The 24,492-nt window shown below is 72.1% G+C and carries 23 protein-coding genes; 16 read left to right on the top strand and 7 right to left on the bottom strand.

All coding sequences use genetic code 11. The features are described 5' to 3' along the window. Positions 1–490: 490 nt before the first annotated feature. From AB0G04_RS09100 to add, 4 genes are read left to right on the top strand one after another with little or no spacing between them, the layout of a single operon-like run. The gene (locus tag AB0G04_RS09100; protein ID WP_360979062.1) at positions 491–1,387 is read left to right on the top strand and encodes a hypothetical protein; all 897 of its coding nucleotides are present in this window, start codon (positions 491–493) and stop codon (positions 1,385–1,387) included. Positions 1,388–1,402: 15 nt separating this feature from the next. Further along, positions 1,403–2,386, top strand: a complete 984-nt coding sequence (locus tag AB0G04_RS09095) for an ATP-binding cassette domain-containing protein (protein ID WP_360979059.1) — start codon at positions 1,403–1,405, stop codon at positions 2,384–2,386. Further along, the gene (locus AB0G04_RS09090) at positions 2,383–3,186 is read left to right on the top strand and encodes an ABC transporter permease (protein ID WP_360979056.1); all 804 of its coding nucleotides are present in this window, start codon (positions 2,383–2,385) and stop codon (positions 3,184–3,186) included. Before AB0G04_RS09095 ends, AB0G04_RS09090 begins: the two co-directional genes overlap by 4 nt. Beyond that, positions 3,183–4,211 (top strand): adenosine deaminase, encoded by a 1,029-nt coding sequence (gene add / locus AB0G04_RS09085; protein WP_360979053.1) that lies wholly within the window; start codon positions 3,183–3,185, stop codon positions 4,209–4,211. Before AB0G04_RS09090 ends, add begins: the two co-directional genes overlap by 4 nt. 23 nt (positions 4,212–4,234) lie before the next feature. Here the strand turns inward: add and AB0G04_RS09080 are convergent, their stop codons facing one another. From AB0G04_RS09080 to AB0G04_RS09065, 4 genes are read right to left on the bottom strand one after another with little or no spacing between them, the layout of a single operon-like run. After that, the gene (locus AB0G04_RS09080) at positions 4,235–5,695 is read right to left on the bottom strand and encodes a multicopper oxidase family protein (RefSeq protein WP_360979050.1); all 1,461 of its coding nucleotides are present in this window, start codon (positions 5,693–5,695) and stop codon (positions 4,235–4,237) included. 22 nt (positions 5,696–5,717) lie between these two features. After that, positions 5,718–6,287: a DUF6239 family natural product biosynthesis protein gene (locus tag AB0G04_RS09075; protein ID WP_360979047.1), complete on the bottom strand. Its 570-nt coding sequence runs from the start codon at positions 6,285–6,287 to the stop codon at positions 5,718–5,720. After that, positions 6,287–6,835: a hypothetical protein gene (locus tag AB0G04_RS09070; protein WP_360979044.1), complete on the bottom strand. Its 549-nt coding sequence runs from the start codon at positions 6,833–6,835 to the stop codon at positions 6,287–6,289. Before AB0G04_RS09070 ends, AB0G04_RS09075 begins: the two co-directional genes overlap by 1 nt. Positions 6,836–6,845: 10 nt before the next feature. Then, positions 6,846–8,678: a hypothetical protein gene (locus tag AB0G04_RS09065; RefSeq protein WP_360979041.1), complete on the bottom strand. Its 1,833-nt coding sequence runs from the start codon at positions 8,676–8,678 to the stop codon at positions 6,846–6,848. Positions 8,679–8,862: 184 nt separating this feature from the next. Between AB0G04_RS09065 and AB0G04_RS09060 the strand changes: the two genes are divergently transcribed. Beyond that, entirely contained in the window at positions 8,863–9,558 is a 696-nt protein-coding gene (locus tag AB0G04_RS09060; protein WP_360979038.1) for a class I SAM-dependent methyltransferase, read from the top strand. A 44-nt stretch (positions 9,559–9,602) separates the two neighbouring features. Here AB0G04_RS09060 and AB0G04_RS09055 read toward each other — a convergent pair whose 3' ends face one another. Then, positions 9,603–10,769 (bottom strand): serine hydrolase domain-containing protein, encoded by a 1,167-nt coding sequence (locus tag AB0G04_RS09055; RefSeq protein ID WP_360979034.1) that lies wholly within the window; start codon positions 10,767–10,769, stop codon positions 9,603–9,605. Between the two features lie 133 nt (positions 10,770–10,902). On the opposite strand from AB0G04_RS09055, the gene AB0G04_RS09050 reads away from it, so the two are divergent. The 3 genes from AB0G04_RS09050 (at position 10,903) to AB0G04_RS09040 (ending at position 14,912) form a co-directional block, all read left to right on the top strand. Further along, the gene (locus AB0G04_RS09050) at positions 10,903–12,162 is read left to right on the top strand and encodes a cytochrome P450 (protein WP_360979031.1); all 1,260 of its coding nucleotides are present in this window, start codon (positions 10,903–10,905) and stop codon (positions 12,160–12,162) included. 63 nt (positions 12,163–12,225) lie between these two features. Continuing rightward, complete coding sequence (locus AB0G04_RS09045) at positions 12,226–13,737, top strand: MFS transporter (protein WP_360979028.1); 1,512 nt, start codon at positions 12,226–12,228, stop codon at positions 13,735–13,737. 65 nt (positions 13,738–13,802) lie between these two features. Then, positions 13,803–14,912, top strand: coding sequence for an alpha-hydroxy acid oxidase (locus AB0G04_RS09040; RefSeq protein WP_360979025.1), 1,110 nt, complete (start codon positions 13,803–13,805; stop codon positions 14,910–14,912). Here the strand turns inward: AB0G04_RS09040 and AB0G04_RS09035 are convergent. Beyond that, positions 14,896–15,414 (bottom strand): class I SAM-dependent methyltransferase, encoded by a 519-nt coding sequence (locus tag AB0G04_RS09035; protein ID WP_360979022.1) that lies wholly within the window; start codon positions 15,412–15,414, stop codon positions 14,896–14,898. The genes AB0G04_RS09040 and AB0G04_RS09035 overlap by 17 nt on opposite strands. A 16-nt stretch (positions 15,415–15,430) precedes the next feature. After that, positions 15,431–16,231: an alpha/beta hydrolase gene (locus tag AB0G04_RS09030; protein WP_360979019.1), complete on the bottom strand. Its 801-nt coding sequence runs from the start codon at positions 16,229–16,231 to the stop codon at positions 15,431–15,433. Positions 16,232–16,430: 199 nt separating this feature from the next. On the opposite strand from AB0G04_RS09030, the gene AB0G04_RS09025 reads away from it, so the two are divergent. The 8 genes from AB0G04_RS09025 to AB0G04_RS08990 all read left to right on the top strand — a co-directional run bounded on the left by AB0G04_RS09025 (position 16,431) and on the right by AB0G04_RS08990 (position 24,480). Next, positions 16,431–16,967: a DoxX family protein gene (locus AB0G04_RS09025; protein ID WP_360979016.1), complete on the top strand. Its 537-nt coding sequence runs from the start codon at positions 16,431–16,433 to the stop codon at positions 16,965–16,967. Positions 16,968–17,002: 35 nt separating this feature from the next. After that, entirely contained in the window at positions 17,003–17,776 is a 774-nt protein-coding gene (locus AB0G04_RS09020; protein WP_360979013.1) for a hypothetical protein, read from the top strand. Then, positions 17,773–19,059 carry a cysteine desulfurase gene (locus AB0G04_RS09015; RefSeq protein WP_360979010.1) on the top strand — a complete coding sequence of 429 codons (1,287 nt, stop codon included), beginning with the start codon at positions 17,773–17,775 and terminating at the stop codon, positions 19,057–19,059. The genes AB0G04_RS09020 and AB0G04_RS09015 overlap by 4 nt, the downstream gene beginning before the upstream one ends. Positions 19,060–19,079: 20 nt before the next feature. After that, positions 19,080–19,946, top strand: coding sequence for a class I SAM-dependent methyltransferase (locus tag AB0G04_RS09010; RefSeq protein ID WP_360979007.1), 867 nt, complete (start codon positions 19,080–19,082; stop codon positions 19,944–19,946). Beyond that, entirely contained in the window at positions 19,943–21,079 is a 1,137-nt protein-coding gene (locus AB0G04_RS09005; RefSeq protein WP_360979004.1) for an aminotransferase class I/II-fold pyridoxal phosphate-dependent enzyme, read from the top strand. The genes AB0G04_RS09010 and AB0G04_RS09005 overlap by 4 nt, the downstream gene beginning before the upstream one ends. Further along, the gene (locus AB0G04_RS09000; protein ID WP_360979001.1) at positions 21,076–21,993 is read left to right on the top strand and encodes a homocysteine S-methyltransferase family protein; all 918 of its coding nucleotides are present in this window, start codon (positions 21,076–21,078) and stop codon (positions 21,991–21,993) included. The genes AB0G04_RS09005 and AB0G04_RS09000 overlap by 4 nt, the downstream gene beginning before the upstream one ends. 37 nt (positions 21,994–22,030) lie before the next feature. Next, positions 22,031–23,374: an aminotransferase class V-fold PLP-dependent enzyme gene (locus tag AB0G04_RS08995; RefSeq protein ID WP_360978998.1), complete on the top strand. Its 1,344-nt coding sequence runs from the start codon at positions 22,031–22,033 to the stop codon at positions 23,372–23,374. Positions 23,375–23,601: 227 nt separating this feature from the next. Continuing rightward, entirely contained in the window at positions 23,602–24,480 is an 879-nt protein-coding gene (locus tag AB0G04_RS08990) for a DUF1702 family protein (protein ID WP_360978995.1), read from the top strand. Positions 24,481–24,492: the final 12 nt, after the last annotated feature.

The following is a 24,492-nucleotide window of genomic DNA, read 5'->3' as shown; positions in this document are numbered from 1 at the left end:
CGACCGACAAAAACGTATTCGTGCGGGATGCCGCCTTGGCGGTCACGGCGACGGGTGTCGAGGCGGGTGAGCCGGTCCGGGGCGGTGATGGGAGCGGGTAGGGGTGCGAGTGGTGCGTCGTCCGGACGACTGAACTGTATGAGCAGTGGAGAGATGGCCGTACCGCTCCGGGAGGTCCCGCCAGGGTGAGGCGCTCGTAGTGGAGTCCTGATAGTGGTGTAACGCGGTTGGCGTGATCGTCTCCATCGGACAGCCGGACGAGCTCAACGGGGAACTGTGTGACCTCACTGCGCCAGGAGCGGGCCGCGGTGGACCATCCGTAGTCGTCGAGAAGATCGCACCGTACTTCGGCCTGAGGATGCCGGCTGGTTCCGGGTCGTCCCGTCGAATTCGTTCTGGCCACGGACAGCCAGATCTGTCGATGTGTTCGGGTGTGAAGTGCGACCCTCGGCGCATGTCTGCTCCTGTCACCGATACCCTCCGTGCGCCGGTGGATTCCGAGCCCCGCCCGATCCGTACCGGCCGGGCGATCACTGTCAGTGTCGTGGCCGGCATCGCGCTGGCCGTGCTCTGGTCCTACGAGTTCGTCGACTCCGTCATCGGCGACAACGTCGCCAACTCGCTGCTCGGCGGCGACGCCAAGGCCGATGCCATCGCGGGCACCACGGCCGGCCTGGTGTTCGCGTTCGTCTCCGGCCTCGCCGGCACGTTCACCGCCTGCAACATCGCCATGGCGGCCTCGATCGGCCCGATGGCCCAGGTTGGCGAGCGGTCCGAGAACCCGATGCGGGCCCTCGGCTGGGCGGTCGGTCTGCTGACCGCCGGGATGTGTGTGGTCGCCGCCGTGTACGGCTTCGCCGGGGTGCTGCTCGGCGACCGGCTGCCGCAGTTGTCGACGGCGACGGCCGGTGGCGTCCCGGTCCGGATCATCCAGTCGTCCGTGGTGTTCGGCCTGATCGGGCTGGCGCTCATCGGTCTCGGCCTGGCGGTGCTCGGGGTGCTGCCCGACCCGTTCCGCCGGCGGCCGCAGTTGCGGGTCTTCGTGCTCGGCGCGCTGATCGGCGGTTTCCTGATCGGCCGGCCGTACCCGCTGTTCAACAAGCTGTTCCACTGGGCCGCCGACAGCGGGCAGCCGCTGCTGGGATCGGCCGCGTTCGTGCTGCAGTCGCTGGGCAACGTGCTGCTGGTGACCGTCGTGTTCGCGGCGCTGGTGGCGGTGACCCGCGGCGGGTTCCTGCGGCTGCTGACCCGTGACCCCCGCCGCACCGCGCTGGTGGCCGGGACGCTGCTGCTCGGACTCGGTGTCTTCACCGTCGTGTACTGGGACGTCCGGGTGCCGGCCATATTCGGCTTCGGCTGGTTCCCGACGATGTTCTACAACCACTGACGGAGGCCGGCGGGAATGCGCGACAGCCGACTCGGGGCCGTTGAGACGTTCGGCCTGGTGAAGGTCTTCGACGGTAACCGGGTGCTCGACGGCGTCGACCTGAGGGTCCCGGCGGGCTCGGTCTACGGCCTGTTGGGCCCGAACGGCGCGGGCAAGACCACCCTGGTGCGGATCCTGGCCACCCTGCTGCGGCCGGATGGCGGGACGGCCCGGGTGTTCGGTCACGACACGGTCACCGAGCCCGGTACGGTGCGGCGCCTGGTCGGGCTGACCGGGCAGTACGCGTCGCTCGACGACGAGCTCACCGGCCGGGAGAACCTGGTGTTCCTGGCGCGGCTGCTCGGGTACCGGACAGCGGCGGCGCGGGAGCGGGCCGCGCTGCTGCTGGACGCCTTCGAGCTGACCGCTGCCGCGGACCGGCAGGTGAAACGGTACTCGGGCGGGATGAGGCGCCGGCTCGACATCGCCGCGAGTGTCCTGCGCACGCCGGACCTGCTCGTGCTGGACGAGCCGACCACCGGTCTGGACCCGCGCAGCCGCAACCAGGTCCACGACGTCGTCCGGACGATCGTCGAGGCCGGGACCACCGTGCTGATGACCACCCAGGACCTCGGCGAGGCGGACCGGCTGGCCGGCCGGATCGCCGTGGTCGACCACGGCCGGGTCATCGCCGAGGACACCCCGGCGGGGCTGAAGGCGTCCTTCGGCGGTGGCACCTGCCGGGTCCGGCTGGGCGATCCCGGGCAGCGGCCGGTCGCCGCGCGGGTGCTGGCCGGGGTGCTCGGCTCCGCGGTCGAGGTGGACACCGACCCGGCGGCGCTGACCGGGCGGGTCGGCGCCGGCCGTCCCGCCGCGGAACAGGCCGCGCGGGCGCTCGCCGCACTGGCCGAGGCGGGTGTGGTGCTGGACGACTTCGCGTTCGGCCGGCCCAGCCTCGATCAGGTGTTCCTGGCGCTGACCAGCCGGGACCGCCCGGTCGCCGAGGAGGTGCCGGCATGACGGCTCCGCTGCGGGCACTGCTCGACCGCGAGGACCGTCCGGCGCCGCCGAGCGCGTGGTCGGCGTCGCGGACGCTGGCCTGGCGAGCTGTTCTGAGGATCAAGCACGTGCCGGAGCAGATTTTCGACGCCACCGTCCTGCCGGTGATCATGGCGCTGATGTTCACCTTCCTGTTCGGCGGGGCGATCGCCGGCTCCACCGGAACCTACGTGCAGTACCTGGTGCCCGGCATCCTCGTCACCAGCGTCACCATGGTCACCATCTACACCGGGATGGGGATCAACAACGACATCGAGAAAGGCGTGTTCGACCGGATCCGGTCCCTGCCGATCTGGCGGCCCGCGCCGCTGGTCGGCGCCATTCTGGGCGACGTCCTGCGCTACGTGCTGACCGTCGTCACCATCATGGTTGTGGGCCTGCTGCTCGGGTTCCGGCCCGGCGGCGGCGCGAGCGGCGTACTGGCCGCGGTGGCGCTGCTGCTGGTCTTCGCGTTCGCCTTCTCCTGGGTGTGGACGATGTTCGGGCTGCTGCTGAGGTCGGAGAAGTCGATGATGGGGGTCAGCATGCTGGTGCTGTTCCCGCTGACCTTCCTCAGCAACGTGTTCGTCGACCCGCAGACCATGCCCGGGTGGTTGCGATCCTTCGTGACGCTCAACCCGATCACCCACCTCGTCACGGCCGTGCGGTCGCTGTGCGCCGGCCGGCCCGACCCGGCCGCGATCGGCTGGGTGATGCTGTTCGCCGTCCTGTTCATCGCGGTCTTCGGAACCGTGACGATGCGTCTTTATCAGAGACGATGACCGGCGATCTGCTGCGGGCGATGCCCAAGGTGGAGCTGCATGTGCACTTGGAGGGCGCGGTCCGGCCCGAGACCTTCCTGCGGCTGGCCCGGCGCGACCCGGCCGCAGGCATCTCCAGCGCCGCCGATGTCGCCGCGCTGTTCGCCTTCCGCGATCTGGACCACTTCCTGAGCCTGTTCAGCGGATGTGCGGCCGTGCTGCGCCGGCCTGAGGACTTCCAGCTGGTGACCACCGAGCTGGGCTTGCGCTCGGCGGCTGAGGGGGTGCGCTACCTCGAGGTCACCTTCTCGCCGCACACCCACCTGCGCCGCAACGGCATCGGCTTCGACGAGCAGATCGACGCCGTGGCGGCCGGCGCGGCGGCGGTCCGTGCCCGGACCGGCACCGAGATGCGGTTCATCCTCGACCACGTACGCGACTATCCGCTGGACGAGGCGTTCCAGACCGCGCAGTGGTGCGTCGAGGGCCGCGGCCGTGGCGTCGTCGGGCTGGGCCTGGGCGGTGGCGAGCGCGGCCGGCCGGCATCGCTGTTCGCGCCGGCGATCCGGTGGGCCCGCGAGCAGGGGGTGCCGTTCGTGCCGCACGCCGGGGAAGCCGCCGGACCCGAGGGGGTGTGGGATGCCCTGGCGTTCGACCCGCCCCGCATCGGCCACGGCATCCGGGCGATCGAGGACCCCAGGTTGCTCGGCGAGCTGTGCGAGCGCGGAACCGTGCTGGAGATCTGCCCGACCAGCAATGTGCGGCTCGGCACCGCCACCAGCTATGCCGGGCACCCGCTGCGGGCCCTGCTCGACGCCGGGGTGCGCGTGGTGATCGGCACCGACGACCCGGCGATGTTCGGCATCGGGCTGCTGGACGAGTACCGGACCGTCGTACGGAGGATGAAGCTGACACCGGCCGACCTGGCCGCGGCCAACCTGGCCGGCGTCGCGGCAGCTCTGCTGCCGGAGCCGGACCGTGACCGGTTGGCCGCGGCCTTCCGCGCCGAGTACGCCCGTCTCGGCCTGGCCGCCCGCGCGGGATGATCCGGAGCGTGTGACGCGGACGCTCAGACGATCTCCATCTGGGCCATCATCCCGAACGCGGAGTGTTCGAGCATGTGGCAGTGGTAGACGTAGCGGCCGGTGTACTCACCGAACGTGGCCTGCAACCGGACCCATCGGCCCGGCGGGATCGCCACAGTGTCCTTCAGCCCTTCCTCGCCGGGGCGCAGCGGCTCACCCTCGCGCTCGATCACCCGGAACTGCACCAGGTGCAGGTGCAGGTTGTGCTCCAGCCCGCCGAACGCCGTGTCGGTGTTGGTCACCTTCCAGACCTCGGTGGTGCCGCGCGGGATGGTGATGTCCACCCGGGCCGGATCGAACGCGCGCCCGTCGATGGCGAACTCCAGCGTCTCGTGGTTGACCCCCAGTGACATCGTCCGCTCGGACGTGGCGGCCGGCAGCGGCGGCAGCGCGCGCAGGCGGTCCGGGACCCGGCTCGTGTCGGGCTCGCGGCGCACTACGTCGAAGCGCATGACCGGCCCGCCGTCCGCGTCGGCGAGCACCAGGCGCCGGCCCGGCCGGTGATGCCCGAAGTCGACGACGACGTCACTGCGCTCACCGGGCGTGAGCACCAGCTCGGTGCACGGCACCGGCGCTGGGAGCAGCCCGCCGTCGGAGCCGATCATCAGCATCTCGGCGCCGTCCAGTGACAGTGTGAAAGTGCGGTGCGTGGCGGCGTTGGCGATCCGTAGCCGGTAGCGCCGTGCGGCGACCGGGAAGTACGGCTGTGCGACGCCGTTGGCGATCATCGTGGTCCGGAACGGCGGCCCGTCGGGCGCCCACACCAGCGCGCCGGTCTCGTCGAGATGGGCGTCGCGCAGCATGATCGGGACGTCGTACTCACCGTCCGGCAGGCGCAGCGACCGTTCCTGCGGGTCGTCGATCAGGTAGAAGCCGTGCAGGCCGCGGTAGACGTGCTCGGCCTCCATGTGGTGAGCGTGGTCGTGGTACCAGAGTGTCGCGCCGCGCTGGCGGTTCGGATAGCGGTAGACCCTGGTGGCGCCGGGAAGCACCAGGTCGGTCGGGTGGCCGTCGCTGCCGGCCGGCACGTGCGCGCCGTGCACATGTACCGAGGTGCCCATGTCGAGCAGGTTCTGCTGGGCGACGACGACCTGGCGGCCGGCGCGGGCCCGGATCGTGGGACCGACGAACCGGCCGTCGTAGCCCAGCACCGGGGTCTGCAGATCGGGCAGGATCCGGGCCCGGCCCGGCCGCATCGTCATGCGGTAGAAGTCGGTGTCGGCGGTGGAGCGAATCGGCCGCAGCACCGGGGGCACGGGCATCGGGACGGTGAACGGGGCGCCGGCCGGGGCCGGGCGCACTTCGCCGGGGTGGGTGGTGACACCGTGACCGGGGTGCGGGGTGACGGCGGCCCGGGCCGGCCCGGTGGGGTTGCGGGTCAGTGACACGGCAGCCGAGGTCCCGGCGGCGACGCCGAGAGCCAGCAGGCTACGTCTGGAAAACATTGTTCTCTCCTCGTGAAACGGGTCAGGCGGCGGTGGCGAGGGCGTCGGCCTGGACGGTGGCGGCCAGCATGGCCGCGGCCACGACGCCGGTCACGCCGTGCAGCCAGACGGCCCGCGGCCCGGCTCCGGGGCGGCACAGCATCGACCAGGACGCCGCCAGCAGGGCCAGGATCAGGCCGGTGTGCAGGGCTGCGGTCGGGCCACCGGGCATCCACGCCCGGGCGAACATGAAGACCGCGGCGGTGCCGCAGACGGCCAGTACGGCGGGCGCGGCCCGTCGTAGGGCTTGCCGGAACGCCGGCGCCGCGCGATCGCGCCCGGCGGTGACGACCACCGGCAGCGCGACCGCAACCAGCATCAGCGGCACGAGTTGCTGCGCCACCGCGAGCGCGTCGGCGAGCAGCAGGTAGGCCGGCACGGCGGTGGCCGCGGCGACGGTTGCGGCCACCTCTGTCCGGGAGCCCGTGGCCCGGCGGAACGGCCGGCTCAGCACGGCCACCGCGACCAGCAGGCCGGCCGCCACCACCAGGATCTGCAGCCCCAGTGCGCCGGTGGTGGCGCCGAGGTCGAGGTGTCCGTGCTGATGTCCCATCAGGCGACCTGCGGCTGCCGGACCCGGACACAGTTGCAGGCCGCCTGCAGGCGCTCGCCGGCGGTGGGCCGCAGGTGCAGGACCATCGCCACGACCATCGGGAGGAAGACGACTGCGTTGTAGAACAGGTGCAGCTCCAGCCGGGGCACGACCAGCTGGGCGATGCTCGTCGGCTTCGCGGCGCCCAGCAGGTAGGAGCCGGTCAGCGCCTGCACGAGCAGCAGCAGATGCTCCAGGTGGTGCCACGCCTGGATCCACAGGGAGGCGGTCCACCAGGTGCGGGCCCGGCCGGTGAATCCGGTGCGGAGCAGGATCAGTCCGGCGAGCATCACGACCGCGTACCCGTAGTGCATCCACTCGGACGTGACCAGCCACGGTACGGCCATGCCGAGCGCGCCGTTGGCCCGCGGTGCCGGCCAGCCCAGCGCGTACACCTGGACTGCCTGGGTGATGTGTTCGGCCCAGTGCGCGACGACCACGAACAGGAACAGTCCGAGGAACAGCCGGTGCCGGTCGGTGTTCATCGAGGTGCGGATGCTCTGCAGCATGGAACCCTCCTCAGTGGGTCAGCAGGTATGCGCGCTTGACGGTCTGGTCGACCCGGTTGCCGTCGCTGTCGACCACGGTGGCCCGCAGCGACACGTGCCGGGCCGTGTGCGGGTGGTTCAGCACTGCGGTGCGCTGCTCGCCGCTGCCGCGCAGGGTGGCGTTCTGCCAGGTGCGGCCGTCGTCGTAGGACGCCTGGACGCTCAGCGACCGCACCGTGCCGTGCGCCGCCTCGTGCTGCCACTGCACCTGCAGCGGCACTTCGAACCGGCAACCGCCGGGCGCCCGGTTGTCGGCGTCCAGCCGCGGGGTGAACCGGACCGCGGCCAGCGGCAGCCGGGACGCCGCGGTGGCCGCCGCGGACCGGAACCGCCACCGCACGTCGACCTCCGGTGACACGGCCGACTGCCGGGTCGCCCGGGCGGCGAGCTGGTAGCGGCCGGCTGCGGCAGGAACGGTGAAGGAACCCTTCCCTGCTTCGGCGCTGCTGCCCACGAGGATCCCGTCGCGGTGCAGCGTGGTCGACGCCGACGTGGTCGCCGAGCGGCCCTCCCGGCGCAGGCCCTGGTCGGTGAAGAGCGGCAGCTCGACGTCGATGGTGTTGCCGGTGCGGACCGCCCGGGTCCATGACCACGGCCACGGGCTCGGGAAGGAGGGGCCGAACACCGCGCTGTTCCAGCGTTCGGCGCCGGTCGTGTTCGCCTCGAAGTACCGTTCGCCGCTGTACACCGTCGAGACCGGGGTGCCGGTGACCGGGCCGTCGAACTCCTCGACCGCACTGAGCCACGGCGTCGCCGGGATGTAGAGCTCACGGATGGTGAACGGCAGCTTCCCGGAGACGAGGTAGTCCTTACGGCCGATCCGGCCCGGGGTTGTGGCGGACAGCTCGGCGCGCACCTCCGCGAGCCCGGCGTCGGGCACGTGCCGGATCGGCTCGGCCGGGATCCGGCCCGGTTCGACCCACTGCAGGTGGTAGAGGTACGGGCTGCCGGCGAACCCGCCCGTGCCGTCGGGCCGGGCCAGCCGGCCGGCGACCGCGTAACTGAAGGCGGCGGAGCTGGTCGTGGACGGACGTACGAGCAGGCCCTCGAAGTTGGGACCGTGCCCGCTGTAGCCGAGGGTGCGGCCGTCGTTCGTGGTCCGCTCGAAGATCACCGCGACCTCGCCGGGCACCGCTGTCGGCTCGTCGACCGTGATCCCGGTCGGCTTGCCGTCGCGGGCGTCCAGAGTAACGGTGGCCGGGCCGTCCACGACGTAGGCCGGTTCGCTGATATGGGTGCTCAGCGTCCGGCCGTCCCGGACCGTGTCGATCTTGGCGTTGAGGAAGTACGTGCCACGCGGAACCTGCACCACGGCGGTGCCGGAGGCGTCGAACGGCGCGAACGAGGCGGGCCGGTCCACGTCGTCGAGGGTGGACGTCCAGGTGGTGGCGGGCCGGCCGTCGTGGTCGAGGACCCGGATGGTGAGCGGGACGGTGTCAGCCGCCGACCGGACGGCCGCTGACCGCTCCTGGCCGAGTGCCGAGGTGACGTCGAACGCCGCGGCGTCGGCCGCGCCGGACCACACCGCGACGGCGCGGTCGGCAGGCAGCACGAGCACCCGGCCGTCGCGGTGCACCCGCTGGAATCGGACCTTCTCGCGGCCGGCGGCGGGCCGGACCACCACGTCCTGGCCCGGGCGCGCCCCGGGCCGCAGCAGGACCCGGTCGCCGGTGGGCAGGGTGACCGAGCCGCCCGGCGCAGGTGGCGGTACGGCCGAGGCCGGCGCCGGTGGAGCGCCGATGGTGGCGACGGCCACGGCCGCCGCCACCGCCGTGGGAAACGATCTGCTATGCCGTCGAGACACGACGGACCTCCCGGAGAAAGAAACGTCGGGGAACCCGCAGATGGCGGGACATGCTGAGCGCCCTCACGATAGGCAGCGCCGGCGGCGCGGTCAGCAACCCTTTCCACGGATCGCAATACCTGGCCACGGCAGGTCCCCGGGATGTCAGGTTGGGAAGGATCCGGACGACTGCGGGAGGTAGGAGATGAGCGGCAACAGCACGACGGACCAGTCCACGGTGGATTTCGAGGCGTTCTACCAGGGCGAGTCACCGGTGGAGGGGATGACCTTCGCGGCGGTGCCGTGGGACACCGGCCGGGTGCAGCCGGCTGTCGTGGAGGCGGAGCGTGCCGGCCGGTTCCGGGGCGCCGTGCTCGACGCCGGCTGCGGGCTGGGGGACAACGCCGTACATCTGGCGGGCCTCGGCTATCGGGTGACCGGGGTGGACGTCGCCCCGACCGCGATCGCGTGGGCGCGGCGGCGGGCCGGGGACCGGCCCGGTGTGACCTTCGAGGTCGCCGACGCGACCGCCTTGACCGGATACGAGAACCGATTCGACGCCGTGGTGGACAGCGCCCTGTTCGACGTGCTCGACGCGCCGCAACGCGCCGGCTACGCCCGCGCGTTGCGGCAGGCCACGCGCGCCGGCGCGCTGCTGACCATCGTGTGCTTCTCCGACCGGATGCCGGTCGAGCTGCCCGGCGTCTTCACCATCACCGAGGACGACGCGCGCGCCACACTGAGTGCCGCCGGATGGCAGGTGACCGATGTGCGCCGCGACCGCTACCAGGTCAACGAGTACGCCGGGCACTTCTTCCGCACCCACGACATCCCGGTCGAACTCGGCGACGACGGCCTCCCGCTGCTGCCCGCGTGGGTGATCGAGGCGCGCCGCTCCTGACCGGTGCCCCGGGCGGGCCGGCGGGCCCGCCCGGGTCGAGCGGATCAGCCGTGGACGGCCGCCTCGATCTCTGCGGGGAACGCGCCGAAGATGCCCTCCGGTGTGGTGTTGGTCAGCGCCACCACGCTCCAGCCGCTGACCGGGTCGGCGAAGCACGTGGTGCCGTAGAAGCCGCCCCAGCCGAAGCTGCCGGCCGGTCGCGGCGTTCCGTAGGCCTGCGGGTCGCGGACCACCGCGAAGCCCAGCCCGAACCCGAGCCCGGGGCCCACCGGCAGGTCCCGGCCGGGCACGGCATCCTGGATCATCAGCGAGGCCGCCGCGCGGGTCAGCACCGGCGCTCCGCCCCGCCGCACCGCCTCCAGGAAGGCGAGCTGGTCACGGGCGGTGCCGACCAGGCCGAAGCCGCCGGACGGGAAGGCCCGCGGGTCGAGGGCGCGCCCGGGCGACAGCCGGATCGGCCCGCCGCCCGGGAACGTGATGCCGTCGTCGGCGGCCATCACCCGGGCCGGATGCTGGGGGCCGGCATACGCGGTGACCAGCCGGGCCGGGTCGGCGGTGAAGCCGGTGCCCGTCATGTCGAGCGGCCGGGTGATCAGGTCGGCGACCACCTCGCCGAGGGTGGCGCCGGTGGCCGACTCGATCACCGCGCCCGCCACGTCGACACCCAGCGAGTACGTCCAGTCCCGGCCGGGCTCGAACAGCAGCGGCACCGAGGCCAGCCGTTCCAGGTTCTCCCGCAGGGTCAGGGTGGTGGCGTCCCCGCCGTCGGAGACCCCGGCCCGGCGGTACGGGTCGTCTCGGTCGGCACTGAGGAAGCCGTACCCGAGCCCGGCGGTGTGGGCCAGCGACTGCCGCAGGGTCAGGTCCGGCCGGGTGCCGTCGGGCAGCGCCGGCCGGAACCACGGCAGCCAGGACCGCACCGGCTCGTCGAGCCGCAGCACGCCACGGTCGGCCAGCGCGAGAGCGGTGGCTGCCACCACCGGTTTGGTCATGCTGGCCAGGCGGAACTGGTGCCCGGCGGTGACGGGCGTCCCGGTCTCCCGGTCGGCGTGGCCCGCGTACCGCTCGTGGACGATCTCGCCGTGGCGGGCCACCACGACGGCGCAGCCCACCACCCGGTCCGTGGCGATCGCGGTGTCGATCACCTGGTCGATCCGGCCGGCGACGTCGGCGGCCGGGCCGGCCAGGCGGCTGTCCAGGATTTCAGCCATGCGTGTGCACCCCATTTCGGATCGCAATTCTGTCAATGCGCGGAAAGGTTTCTGGGCCTTATTTCGAGAAACGACTTGGCTAATAGATACATAACCATTGTTGGCGCATCGAGTCCAACGACCGGAGGCAGCGATGACCATTTCCGTCGCGGGCAGTCCCGTTCCGGAGACCGGCCTGGACCCGCTGGATCCCGACTTCCAGCGCGATCCGTACCCCTTCTACGACTGGCTGTTGCGGCACGACCCGGTGCACCGGGGTCAGGAGGGCACCTGGTACGTCACCCGTTTCCCGGACGTCAGGACGGTGATGAGCGACGAGCGGTTCGGCTGTGCCAGCGTGCGTGACTTCTGGGCGGAGATGGTCGGGCCCGGCGCGCTGCAGGACGTCATGAGCGACACCATGTTCTTCGAGGACAACCCGCACCATGCGCGGCTGCGCAAACTGATCATGCCGGTGTTCTCGCCGAAGCGGATGCGCGCGATGGAGCCGAAGATCGCGCACATCGTCGACGAGCTGCTGGAGCCGCTGGCCCGCCGCGGGCACATGGACGTGGTCAGCGAGTTCGGCGCACCGCTCGCGCTGCACTTCGTGTGCAATCTGATCGGCGTGCCGCCGGAGGGCTACGACGGGGTCCGGCGCTGGTCACTGGACATCGCGCCGACCCTGGACCTGGTGCCCAGCCGCGAGGAGATCATCCGCGGCAACCAGGCGATGGGCGAGTTCACCGAGTACCTGACCTGGCTGATCGGGCAGCGCCGGGCGGACCGCCGCGACGACATGATCAGCGTGATGCTCGACGAGATGGACAAGGACCAGAGCGGGTACGACCGCCCGCTCACCACCAGCATGATCGTCAGCACCGTCATCTCGGTAGTGTTCGCCGGCCATGACACGGTGACCAACCAGGTCAGCAACACGATGCTGGCCCTGATCGACCACCCCGACCAGCACGAGCTGCTGCGCCGCCGGCCCGAACTGATCGAGAGCGCCGTCGAGGAGTCGCTGCGCTACGACTCCTCGGTGCAGTCCAACAGCCGCCGGGTGGACGAGGACACGGTGATCGGCGGCGTCCAGCTGCGTAAGGGCGACTTCGTGGTGGCGCTGATGGGTGCGGCGAACCGGGACCCGGATGTGTACCCCGACCCGGGCCGGTTCGACGTCACCCGCGCCGGCGCTCACCCGATGTCGTTCGGCGCCGGCATGCGGTTCTGCCTCGGCGCGGTGCTGGCCCGGCTGGAACTGCGGGCCGCGCTGACCCGTCTCGTGCCGCTGGCCGACCTGCGACTGGACTGCGCCCGATCGGACCTGTCGTACCAGCGCAGCTCGATGTTTCGCAGCCTGGTCGACCTGCCGGTCCGGTTCACCCCGGCGACGCATTACCCGCCGGCGTGATGGGGCAGAGGTCACTTAACTATTAGACTGTGTTCGGTCGTCACCGAGGACGGAGAGAGGCGGATGGGGCTGCGCGAGGAAACACGCCATCGGGCCGGTGGACGGGAATGGGCGGGACTGGCGGTGCTGGCGCTGCCCAGCCTGCTGGTCTCGATGGACCTGACCGTGCTCAACCTGGCGGTGCCGGCCCTCAGCGCCGATCTGGCACCGACCGCGGACCAGCTGCTGTGGATCGTCGACGTCTACGGTTTCCTACTGGCCGGACTGCTGATCACGATGGGCGCGATCGGTGACCGGATCGGCCGGCGCCGGCTGCTGATGATCGGAGCGGCGGCGTTCGCCGTGGCCTCGGTGGCCGCCGCCACGGCCGGCAGCGCGACCACGCTGATCGTCGCCCGGGCGCTGCTGGGCGTGGCGGGGGCGACGCTGATGCCGTCCACCCTGTCGCTGATCCGCAACATGTTCACCGACGACCGGCAGCGGACCGTCGCGATCGGCGTGTGGACGGCGGCGTTCTCCGCCGGGGGTGTCGCCGGTCCGCTCTTCGGCGGGCTGCTGCTGACGAACTTCTGGTGGGGTGCGGTGTTCCTGGCCGGCGTCCCGGTGATGGCGCTGGTGCTGCTCGCCGCGCCGGTCCTGGTCCCCGAGCACCGCGACCCGCACGCCGGCGGCTTCGACCTGGCCGGCGCCGTGCTGTCGCTGGCCGCCGTGCTGGCCGTCATCTACGGCGTGAAGACGTGGGCGTCGGGTGGCCCGGCCGGTGTCGCGGCGGCGGCCGTCGCCGCCGGGCTGGCCGCGGCCGCGACGTTCCTGCGGCACCTACGGCGCAGCCCCCGGCCGCTGATCGACCCGGCGCTGTTCCGGGTGCCCGGGCTCGCGGTGGCGCTGGTCGCCAGCCTGGTCGCCTTCTTCACCGCGTTCGGGATGATGCTGCTGTTCGCGCAGTACCTGCAGTCGGTGCTCGGCCTGACACCGCTGTGGGCCGGGGTGTGGACGGTGCCGTCGGCGGTCGGCTTCGTGCTCGGCTGCGGCCTCGGCCCGGCGCTGGCCGGTCGCCTGCGCCCGGCGTCCGTGATGGCCGGCGGTCTGCTCTTCGCCGCCGCCGGGTTCGTGCTGCTGGCCCTGGCCGGCCCGCAGCAGGGGCTCGCACCCGCGGTGGCCGGCTCGGTCGTGATCTTCCTGGGCCTCGCCCCGGTCTACATCCTCGCCACCGACCAGGTTGTCTCCAGCAGCCCGGTGGAGCAGTCCGGCGCGGCGTCGGCGGTGTCCGAGACGGCGACCGAGCTGGGATCCGCGCTGGGCATCGCGCTGCTGGGCAGCGTGGCGGCGGCGGTCTACGGGTCCCGGATGGCCGGCGCGGACGTGCCGGCCGGTGCCGGTGACACCGTCGGCGGCGCCGTCGACGCGGCCGCGGCCCTGCCGGCGGGACCGGGCGCACAACTGCTGGCGAGTGCCCGCGCGGCGTTCACCGACGGGATGCAGGCGGCCGCGTACGCCAGCGCCGCTCTGCTCGTCGTGATCGCCGCGGTGACCGTGCTGTCGTTGCGCCGGGCCGGCGCCGGCCGCCGGGGCTGAGACCCGGCACCGGCCGGTCCGGGTCCCCGCTGTTGGAGTGCTGACCGCCCGGGAGGTGAATCCCGTTGGAGCCGACGACCGACCCGCGCTTCGTCTGCGCGGCCGACTACGAGCCGCAGGCACGGGCCGCGGTGCCACCCGACGTCTGGGATTACATCAGCGGCGGCAGCGGCGCCGAGCGCGCCCTCGCGGCCAACCGCGCGGCGTTCGACCGGTTCGCCCTGCGCCCGCGCGTGCTGGTGGACGTCTCCGCCCGGGACACCGCCGTCACGCTGCTGGGCTCCCGGTTGCGCGGCCCGGTCGGGATCGCGCCGACGGCGTACCACGCGATGATGCATCCGGACGGGGAGGTCGCCACGGCACAGGGTGCGGCACGGGCCGGGGCGCTCTACGTCACCAGCTTCTTCAGCGGCCGCTCGCTGCGCGACATCGCCGCCGCGGCCGGGCCGGCGCCGCGCTGGCTGCAGATCTACTGGATGCGGGACCGGGAGGCGCTCGGCGGCGTGCTGGACCTGGCCGCCGAGGCCGGCTACACCGCCGTGGTGCTGACCGTCGACTCCCCGGTGATCGGCCACCGGCTGCGCGATCTACGCAACGGCTTCGCCTTCGCACCCGAGCTGCGGCCGGTCAACGTGGAACGCGCGGCGCAGAGCCTGCTGCATCGGCGGGTCGCCGGCCGGTCCGCGGTCGCCGACCACGCCGTACGCGTCTTCGACCCGGCCCTCAATTGGAGCGACCTGGCGTGGCTGCGTGAGCGCACCGATCTGCCGATCGTCCTCAAGGGCGTGCAGACCGGCGAGGACGGCGAGCTGGCGGCCGCGCACGGGGTGGACGCGGTGATCGTGTCCAACCACGGTGGCCGCCAGCTCGACACCCCGCTGGCGACCCTGGACGTGCTGCCCGAGGTGGTGGCGGCGGTCGGCGGCCGCTGCCCGGTGCTGGTCGACGGCGGGATCCGCAGCGGCGTGGAGGCGCTGACCGCGATCGCGCTCGGCGCCACCGCGGTGCTGATCGGGCGTCCGGTCCTGTGGGCGCTGGCGGTCCGTGGCGCGGACGGGGTGGCGCACCTGCTCGACATGCTCAACGACGAGGTGTCCGACGCGATGGCGCTCACCGGCCTCACCGACCTGCGCGATGCCGGCCCGGCCCATGTCCGCGTCACCGCACGGCGATGAGGCACACCGACTCGACCGGCGCGGTGTCCGCGAACAGGGTGTCCTGAACCTTCCAGCCGCCTTCCGTCAGCAACGCCGTCGCCGCGTCCACGACCTGCTGGTTCTTCTCCGGGAACGGGGGCTGGTGGAAGACGAGCATGCGCCCGCCCGGCGCCAGCGCCTCGGCGAGCTGGTTCAGCTCCCGCGCCGGCGGGGTCCAGAACAGGCTCACGTTGAACGAGAAGATCAGGTCGTACGCGCGCGACGGCAGCTCCGCCTTCGCCAGCGTCGTGGTCCGGAACTCGGCGATCCCGGCCGCCACGTCGGCCTGATTGCGCCGGGTGGCGGCTTCGATCATCTTCGCCGAGCGGTCGATGCCCAGCAGGTGCCCGCCGTCGAGCCGTTCGCACACCAGGGCGGCTGCCACCCCGTGGCCGCAGCCCACCTCGAGCACCCGGTCGGCGGGCGCGACCCGCATCACGTCCAGCGCCCAGACGAAGCGCTCCGGGGTTTTCTCCGGCATGTTCTCTCCGTTCCTGTCAGCGGGACGCCGGCACGGTCGTGCGGCGGACCTGGCCGATGGCGCGCGCGAACGCGGCCGGGTCGTCCTCGTTCATGGCGTGCCCGGCGCCGGGCACCGTGAGCGTCGCGATGCCGTGCTCGCCGAATCCCGGATGCCGTTGCGCGTACCCGGAGGCGCCGCCGATCAGGACCGCACGCGGGATCTGCAGCGCGTTCAGCACGGCGCGCAGGCCGGGCTCGCGCAGGCGGGCCAGCGAACAGGCCGTGCGGTGAAGCGCGAGCGGGTCGCAGACCCGGACCAGCGCGGCGAAGTTGGCCGCGGTCACGTCCTGCTCGCCCACCTCGGCCAGGCGGCTGACCAGGGCGGCGTGCCCGGCGTGGACGAACTCGTCCTCGCTCAGGTCCACGATGAGCGGGCTGAGCATGCCGCGTACCGGCCCCAGGTTGGGCTCGGCCAGGATCAGTTCGGCGACCAGGTCGGGACGGCGCGCGGCGAGCAGCACCCCGATCGAGCCGCCCATGCTGTGCCCCACGACCACCACGCCGGTGACGCCGAGCATGTCCAGCAACGCCGCAACCGTGTCCGCGTGGCCCTCCAGCGTGTACGAGAAATTGGCCGGCCGGTCGCTGAAACCGGCGCCCAGCGGGTCCACCAGAATCGAGCGGAAACCGGCCACGCCGGGATGCCGGGTGGTCTCCGGGAAATCTGCCGACGAAGCGCACGCCAGGCCGGGAAGAAAGACGTGCACGGGGGCGTCGCCGGGCAGGTCGTGAAAGCGCATCCGGGCGTTCGAACCGGGAATCGCATAACTCTGCATAGCGTCTCGACCATACCGGTGCAATGGCCGCCGCGGTTGCCGCCCCCGCCGAATCTTTCACCCTCCGGCCAGCAGTTGCGAAAGGTCTTTCCTCGCGGTGACGGATCCCGTGCCGACGACCCTTTGCTGCTCATACCGTACCGGCACAGACGGTGGAGTCCGCCTGAGAACCTATGCCACACGGTGAGGGAGCGATGTCATGACCACCTTCGAAGGAGCCACGGTGGACGGTACGCGGACCGCGCGCACCTCGTCCTATCCGTGGGCGCAGTCCGGTCTGCTGATCGTCCGGCTGATCATCGGTTTTACATTCCTGGCACACGGCATCCAGAACATGGTCGGCATGTTCGGATGGGACGTCACACGATTCGCCGGATATCTCGGTGAGAAAGGCTACCAGTCGACCTCGCTGCTCTCCGGGAGCGTGATGGTCATCGAACTGGTCGTCGGTGTGACCCTGCTGCTCGGCCTTTACACGCCGATCGCCGCGTCCTTGGCCGCCGGCGTCATGCTCAACGCCACGTTCATCAAGCTGGGCGCCGGGTTCTTCATGCCCACCGGCTTCGAGTGGGAGCTGGCCGTGCTCTCCGGCGCGCTGGTGCTGATGCTGGCCGGCCCCGGCAGCTTCGCCCTCGACCACAAGCTGTTGTCCGCCCCGGCCACGGTCCGGCTGACCCGCATCGGGCTGGGTGTGGCCGCGGTGATGCTGCTGTTCGTCGTGCTGGCGTTCCGTTAGGCCGTCGCCGGCGCCGTATCTGTGGGGGAGGTGCCATGCCGGGCGACATCGACGTTCTGGCCGCGGCCCGTGACCACCTGGTCGCACGGCCCCATCTGGGACCGGCTGACGACTTCGAGCGGGCCGTGGCAGCGCGTATCGCGCTCGACGAGCACTACTGCCGGGAGGTGGCCGACGACTTCGAGCGGCAGCCGATGTCCACCGCCGATGCGGTGGTGGCCCGCCGGTACGAGCAGTTCACCCGCGAGTGCCGTGAGCAGTACGAGACGGTGCGCCGCACCGGCCTCGACGTGCTACCCAGCAGGGACCACCGCCAGCCGTACCGGAACTCGGGTGAGCTGTTCAGCCGGGTGGCCGCCGAGGGCGTGCTCTACGTCCAGCTCACCGAGACCGGGCACGGGCCGCCGGGACAGACCGGGCCGCACCCGCTGCGCGAGCCGTCCGGGGTGGTGATCGACGGGGTCCCGTTGCGGCACAACGATCTGTTCCGCGTGGTGCATGACGTGTTCGGTCACCTGGCCGGCCGCAACAGCTTCGGTCCGGTCGGCGAGCTGCGGGCGGCGTACTGTCATCTGCCGCTCTTCTCGGCCGAGGTGCAGCCGGTCCTGTTCACCGAACATGTCGCACAGACCTGCTGGTTCTATTTCGGACCGCACCTGCGCGACGGCGCCGGCCGCATCCCGGTGGCCGGCGAGCCCGGCCACCGCCCGCCCTCGACCCGGCCGTACCCGCCGCAGAAGGTGTACGCCTTCCCCGACGCGCACATGGCCCGGTTCCGCCGCATGTTCACCATTAGGGAGCTGGTATGACCACGACGTCAGACGCCCGGCCGGACACCGGCGGCGCCCAGAAGGGTGTCCGCGGCGACTTCCCGATCCTGTCCACCGGCTTCGACGGTGTCCCGCTGGTGTACTTCGACAACGCCGCGACCGCACACAAGCCGCGCGCGGTGCTGGACGCCGTCACCGACTACTACAGCACCACCAACAGCAATGTCGGCCGCGGCTACCACCGGCTCGGGCTGGCCTCCACCGAGCGCCTGGAGCAGGCCCGCGAGACGGTCCGGGCCTTCATCGGCGCCGGCTCGGCCGAGGAGGTGGTGTTCACCAGCGGCACCACGGCCGCGATCAACCTGGTCGCCGAGACGTTCGGCCGCGACCGCGTCGGTCCCGGTGACGAGGTGGTGGTCACCGAGATGGAGCACAACAGCAACCTGCTGCCATGGCGGCGGCTGTGCGAGAGCTCCGGCGCGACGCTGCGGGTGGTCCCGGTCGGTCCGGCCGGGCATGTCGAGCTCACCGACTTCGTCGCGGCGCTCGGCCCGCGTACCCGGATCACCGCGTTCGCGCACGTGTCCAACGTGCTCGGTACGGTGAACCCGGTCCGCGAGATGGCCGCCGCCGCCCACCAGCGGCAGGCGGTGGTGGTCGTGGACGGAGCGCAGGCAGTCCCGCACCGCCCGGTCGACGTCACCGATCTCGGCGCCGACTTCTACTGTTTCTCCGCCCACAAGCTGTACGGCCCGATGGGCGTGGGTGTGCTGTACGGCCGCCGGGAACTGCTCGCCGGCATGCGGCCGTACCAGGTCGGCGGTGGCACGGTGAAGGGCGTGAGCCTGACCGAGCCGGTGTCCTACCTGCCGGCGCCGGCCCGGTTCGAGGCCGGTACCCCCGACGTCGCCGGGGTGATCGGCCTGGCCGCCGCCGTCGGCTACCTCGGCGGCATCGGCTGGGATGCCGTGCGCGCCCACGACGCCCGGCTGGTGCACGCCGCGACCGAGATGCTCGCTGCCGTGGATCGGGTGCGAGTCGTCGGGGACCCGGCCCGGGACCCCGCGGGCATCGTGTCGGTGGTGGTCGACGGCATCCACCCGTACGACGTCGGTGGTCACCTGGACCGCAACGGCATCGCGGTCCGCTGCGGCGTGCACTGCGCGAGCGCGTTCCTGGACAGCATGGGCCTGCTGGGCACGGTCCGGATCTCGTTCGGCGTCTACAACACCCTCGCCGAGGTGGAGCGGCTGTGCGCCGAGCTGAAGGCGGTCGAGCCGGGGGTCTGGACCGAGCAACACCCGACCACCCGTTTCCTGTGAGCCCGTATCGAGGAGGAGCCGTGTCATCCACCGTGACCGATGCCACCGCCGTCCGCGCCGAGCAGCGCGCCGTGTGGGACGCCGTCGCGCCGGGCTGGCTGCGCTGGCAGCCGGCCTTCGAGCGCGGCGCCGCGGTGGTCACCGAGATGCTGCTCGACCTGGGCGGGGTCCGGCCCGGCCACGCGGTCCTCGACCTGGGCAGCGGGGCGGGTGAGCCGGCGTCGGGCGCGGCCCGGCGGGTCGGGCCGCACGGACGCGTCGTCGGCGTCGACCTGTCCGAGCAGATGACCGTGATCGCCCGCCGGCGTGTCCCGGACGAGTACGTCACGTTCCACACCGGCGACCTCGCGGACGTGGAGCTGCCGGCCGGTTCCTTCGACGTGTGCCTGAGCCGGTGGGGCCTGATGTTCCTGCCGGACCGGCGCTCCGCCCTGGCCCGGCTGGCCGGGCTGCTGCGGCCGGGCGGGACGCTGGCCGCAGCGGTGTGGGGGCCGCCGCCGGAGGTGCCGATGATCAGCCTGGCGTTCCGTGTGATCGCGGCCGAGCTGGCCCTGCCGGCGCCGCCGCCGGGCGGTCCCGGGCCGTTCGCGGTGACGGACCCCGAGGTGCTGCGCGCCGACGTGGCCGCCGGCGGGTTCCGTGACGTGTCGGTGCACGACTGCACGGTGCCGTTCCGGCTGGACTCGCCGGCGCAGTTCGCCGCGTACTCGCGCGACGTGCTGCCGCCGCGGATGCGCCAGGCGGTCCGGGACCGCTGCGGCACGCTGGACGACCCGCGGCTGTGGGCCGCCGTCGAGCGGGCGGCCGAGCCGTACATGCAGGACGACGGCACGGTGCTGCTGCCGTCCCGGGCGATCTGCGTACGCGCCGAGACGGACCGGCCATGAGGTTCGACACCCGGCTGGTGCACGCGGGGCAGCCGCCCACCCCAGGCTCGGCGGACCTGGTGCCGCCGATTCACGTCGCCACCGTGTACGACCGGTTCGGTCAGCCGGACCGGCGGTACTTCTACGGCCGGGGCGAGAACCCGACGCGGGAGGCCTTGGAGGAGTGCCTGGCAGCTCTGGAGGAGGTGCCGTACGCCACCACCTTCGCCTCCGGCCAGGCGGCTGCCGCCGCGGTGTTGTCACTGCTGACGCCGGGACAGACGCTGGTGTGCTCAGACGACGTGTACGGCGGCACCCACGCGTTGTTCGACGCAGCGGCGCGCTCCGGCGTCCGCGTCACACCTTGGGACCTGAGCCTGCCGGACGCCGGGGAACGCCTCGGTGACGCGGCCATGGTCTGGGTCGAATCGCCGACCAATCCGCTGCTCAAGGTGACCGATCTGGCCGCGGCCGCGCGGGCGGCGCACGACCGCGGCGCGCTGCTGGTCGTCGACAACACCCTGGCGGGCCCGGCCCTGCAGCAGCCCGCCACGCTGGGCGCGGACATCGTCCTGCACAGCACCAGCAAGTCCCTGGCCGGGCACCTGGACGTGATCGGCGGCGCGCTGGCGTACCACGACCCGGACCTGCACGCCCGGCTGCGCGACTACCGCACCACCTTCGGCAACGTGCCGTCCCCTTTCGACTGCCACCAGATCCACCGCGGTCTCAAGACGCTGGCGCTGCGGGTGGCCCGGCAGTGTGACAGCGCCCGGCTGCTGGCCGAGGCGTTGCAGGACGAACCGTCGGTGAGCGCGCTGCGCTACCCGGGCCTCGCGTCGCATCCGCAGCACCGGGTCGCCGAACGGCAGATGCGCCGGCCCGGTTCGCTGCTGTCGTTCGTCTACGCGGGCGACCCGGAGGCGCTGATGCGCCGGGTGCGCCTGTTCGCACCCGCGGTGAGCTTGGGCGGAGTGCGTTCGCTGATCGAGTGCCCGGCGCTGATGACGCACCGCCCGGTACCTCGTCCCACCCGGCTGCGGCTGGGCATCGACGACCACCTGATCCGTGTCTCCGCCGGCATCGAGGACCCGGACGACCTGGTCGGCGACCTGCTCGCCGCGGTGCGGGCGGGTGGATCGGCGGCGCGATGACCGCAAGCTTCGCGATCCCGCGGGCGGGCCTGCTGCTGGACGGAGGGCTGGCCACCGAGCTGCAGCGCGCCGGGTGGCCGGTGGCCCCACCGTGGTGGACCAACGGGGTGCTGCGCAGCCCGGCCGGCCGCCGTGCACTGCTGCAGGCGCACCGGCGGTACGCCGAGGCGGGCGCCGACGTGCTCACCGCCGGTACGTTCCGGTGCAATCCGAGCAGCACCGCGCGGGCCGGTCTGGGCCCGGACGCCACCCGCCGCCTCATCCGGACCGCCGTGAGCCTGGCCCGGGCGGCCGCCGGGGCCCGGATGCTCGTCGCCGGCTCGCAGGCGCCGGTGGCCGACTGCTACCGCCCCGATCAGGTGCCGGACGACGACCGGCTGCGCCGCGAGCACAGCTGGACGGCCGCGCAACTGGCCGCGGCCGGGGTCGACCTGATCCTGGTGGAAACCATGAACACGGTCCGCGAGGCGGTGATCGCGGTGGAGGCGGTCCGGGCGGCCGGCCGCCCCGCCTGGGTGAGCCTGGTCTGCGCCGGCGGCCCGCGCCTGCTGTCCGGTGAGCCGCTCGCCGGAGCCGCCCGCACCCTGCACGAGCACGGCGCCGAAGCCGTGCTGGTCAACTGCACGAACCTCGCCGACACCGATAGATGCATCGAAGTCCTTGGTGGTGGCCCGTGTTTGACATTTGGTGCGTACCCTAATGTCGAAGACCGTTCCGCTATACCTAGGTGGACCCATGTCGACCGGTTCGTACCTTCCGGCGTGGGACCCGAAACATTCGCCTGTCACGTCGCGCAGTGGTGCACGAGATTCGGGGCCGGCCTGGTCGGCGGCTGTTGTGGCACATCGCCCTCGCATGTCGCCGCGCTGCGGCGCCGACTCGGACGCCCGGCTCCTCTGCCGCCGGACAGGTGAGGAACCGTCCCGACGGGCCACGGAGAGGACCATGCCGATGACCACGACACCGAACAGCAGCCATCCGGGATTCGCCGCTCCTGGCTGGTCGGACGACCTGACGCCGGGCCCACTGCACGACCCGGCCCGCTGGCACGTGGTCCGCGGCCTGTTCCCGTTACGGTCCAACGTGATCCACTTCGATACGGCGACGCTGGGCTCGGTGCCGCGCCCGGCGCTGGACCAGCTGGGCCGGGCCGATCTCGAGCACGCGGAGCAGCCCCGCGACCCGTACGCGGAGACCGCGCTGACGCAGGTCCGCGCCGAGCTCGCGGCGAGCTATCGGTGCGAGCCCGACGAGATCGCGGTGACCGGTAGCGGCAGCGACGCGATGAGCCGGATCCTGGGCGGGCTGGCGCTGGAGCCGGGCGACGAGATCGTCACCACCACGCACGAGTGCTACACCGTCCGCGCCCCGCTCAACATCCTGGCGAACCGGCGCGGGATCCGGGTGCGGCGGCTCACCCCGCGCAGTGAGGCGGGGCTGGACGCCGAGGAGATCGTGTCGCTGTTCGAGCGGGCGATCACGCCGCGTACCCGGGTGCTGCAGTGGGCAGCCGTCTCGCTGACCACCGGCGTCACCTTCCCCACCCGCCAGCTCGCCGAACTCGCCCAGCGCCGCGGCTTGATCTCCGTGGTGGACGGCTCGCTGCTGCCCGGTCAGGTGGACCTGGACCTGCACGAGCTGGGTGTGGACTTCCTCGGCGGGTCACTGGCCAAGTATCAGTGCGCGCCGATGGGTACCGGGCTGATCTACGCCCGCAACCGGGTGCTGCCGGATTTCAACCCGGCGCCGCTGCCCGAGTTCTGGCCGGTGGTGTCGCTGGCGTACCCGGCCGAGGGAACGCTGCCGCAGCGCACCGGCGACCAGGAACCGGCGTACGACCTCGGCGCCGTGCTGCAGCACAGCGACACCGCCGATCTGTCCCGGGCCGTCGCGCTGCGGGAGTGTCTGCGGATCTGGGAACGGCTCGGCCAGGAGAACGTGCAGTGGTATGTCTTCGGGCTCGGCGGGTATCTGAAGGAACGCATCATCAGCATATGGGGGCGAGACGCTTTGTGCACCCCGGCCGACGATGACCGTTTGCATTCGGGAATTGTTGCTTTCCGCCCGTTCAAGCGGGGCAGCGCGGAGCAGTATCAGGCATTTCGTGATCGGCTGGCGGCGGATCAGGGGATGCACGTCCAGATCGTCCGGATCCCGGTGCCGACCGCGGAGGAGCCGATGTTCGCCGTGCGGATGTCGGTGCATCTCTACAACACCGAGGCGGAGATCGACAAGGCGCTCGACGTGATGGTGCTGCTCCGCGAAGGTCTCGAGGCCGGAAAAAACCGACGATAACGCGGACCGACGCGCCGATATCGTAAAGCCGTCGGCGCACTGAAAGACTCTTTCAGAATCCGATGGCATTCTTGACCCTCCGCAATCGCGCTTGATACCAATGGCTTGCCGAAGCGCGCATTGACGGAGGTGAACACGTGTCAGCGGATCCCATCAGTTTTCGGCGGAGCACGAAGGGTGGGGAAACGTTACGCGCAACGTTCCCCGGGCTCCCGCTGCCAATGCGGATGGCCGATTTTGAACGCCGCGGATTCAATCTTCGCCGACCCGCGGCCCGAGCGGTTCTGGAGGGGCACGCCCGATCGTTCCTGATCGGTTACAACCTGGCCGCACGACACTGGCGCGACCGGCACGACGTGCTGGCCGAGGTGCCCGCCGACGAGCGTGGCTTCGCCTACGAGGGCGCCGGCATGTACGCCGCTCAGCGTGACCTGCTCACCGGGGGTGCCGCCGGCGCGTTGCGCGGCCTGCTGGACGGCCCTGGCGCGCAGTACGTGCACCTCGTCCACGTCGGCGCGGGCTGGACCGTCGCCCCGTTACGGCTGCCGCTGCCCCGGATCCCGGACACGCCGCTGATGCGGTGGCTCGCCCTGGACGGCGACGGATTCGGCCGCACCTTCTTCGGCGGCCTGACGTTCGTGTCCCGGCAGTGCGCGCGGACCACCGGCGCGGGCGCCGGCCGCTGGGCCGCGACCGTCGCCGGGGTGGGACGGGCGCTGTGGTTCGTGCACTCCGCCGACGTCCAGGCCGCCGCCGGGACGATCCGGCAGCAACCGGAGGCGGCGCGCCCGCACCTGTGGAGCGGGATCGGGCTGGCCGCCGGGTACGCCGGGGCGACCTCGGTCATGGAGCTGCGCCGGCTGCTGGCCGCGGCCGCCGAACACCGAGCCCACCTGCGCCAGGGTGTGACGTTCGCCGCCGGCGCCCGGGTTCGCGCGGGCATCGTGCCCGGACACACCGAAGTGGCCTGCCGCGAGCTGCTCGGGGTCGACGCGGCCACCGCTGCCGAGTGGACCGACATCGCCGCGCGGGGCCTCACCGGAGCCCCGGATCTGAGCTCCTATCTGGAGTGGCGCGCCCGGCTGCGCCGCCGGTTCGAGAACTGACGTCGCGACTTT

It is taken from the genome of Actinoplanes sp. NPDC023801 (assembly GCF_040639655.1).
Lineage (GTDB): Bacteria > Actinomycetota > Actinomycetes > Mycobacteriales > Micromonosporaceae > Actinoplanes.
The sequence above is the reverse complement of the archived record's forward strand: the minus strand, read 5'-3'. Positions and strand labels throughout refer to the sequence as shown.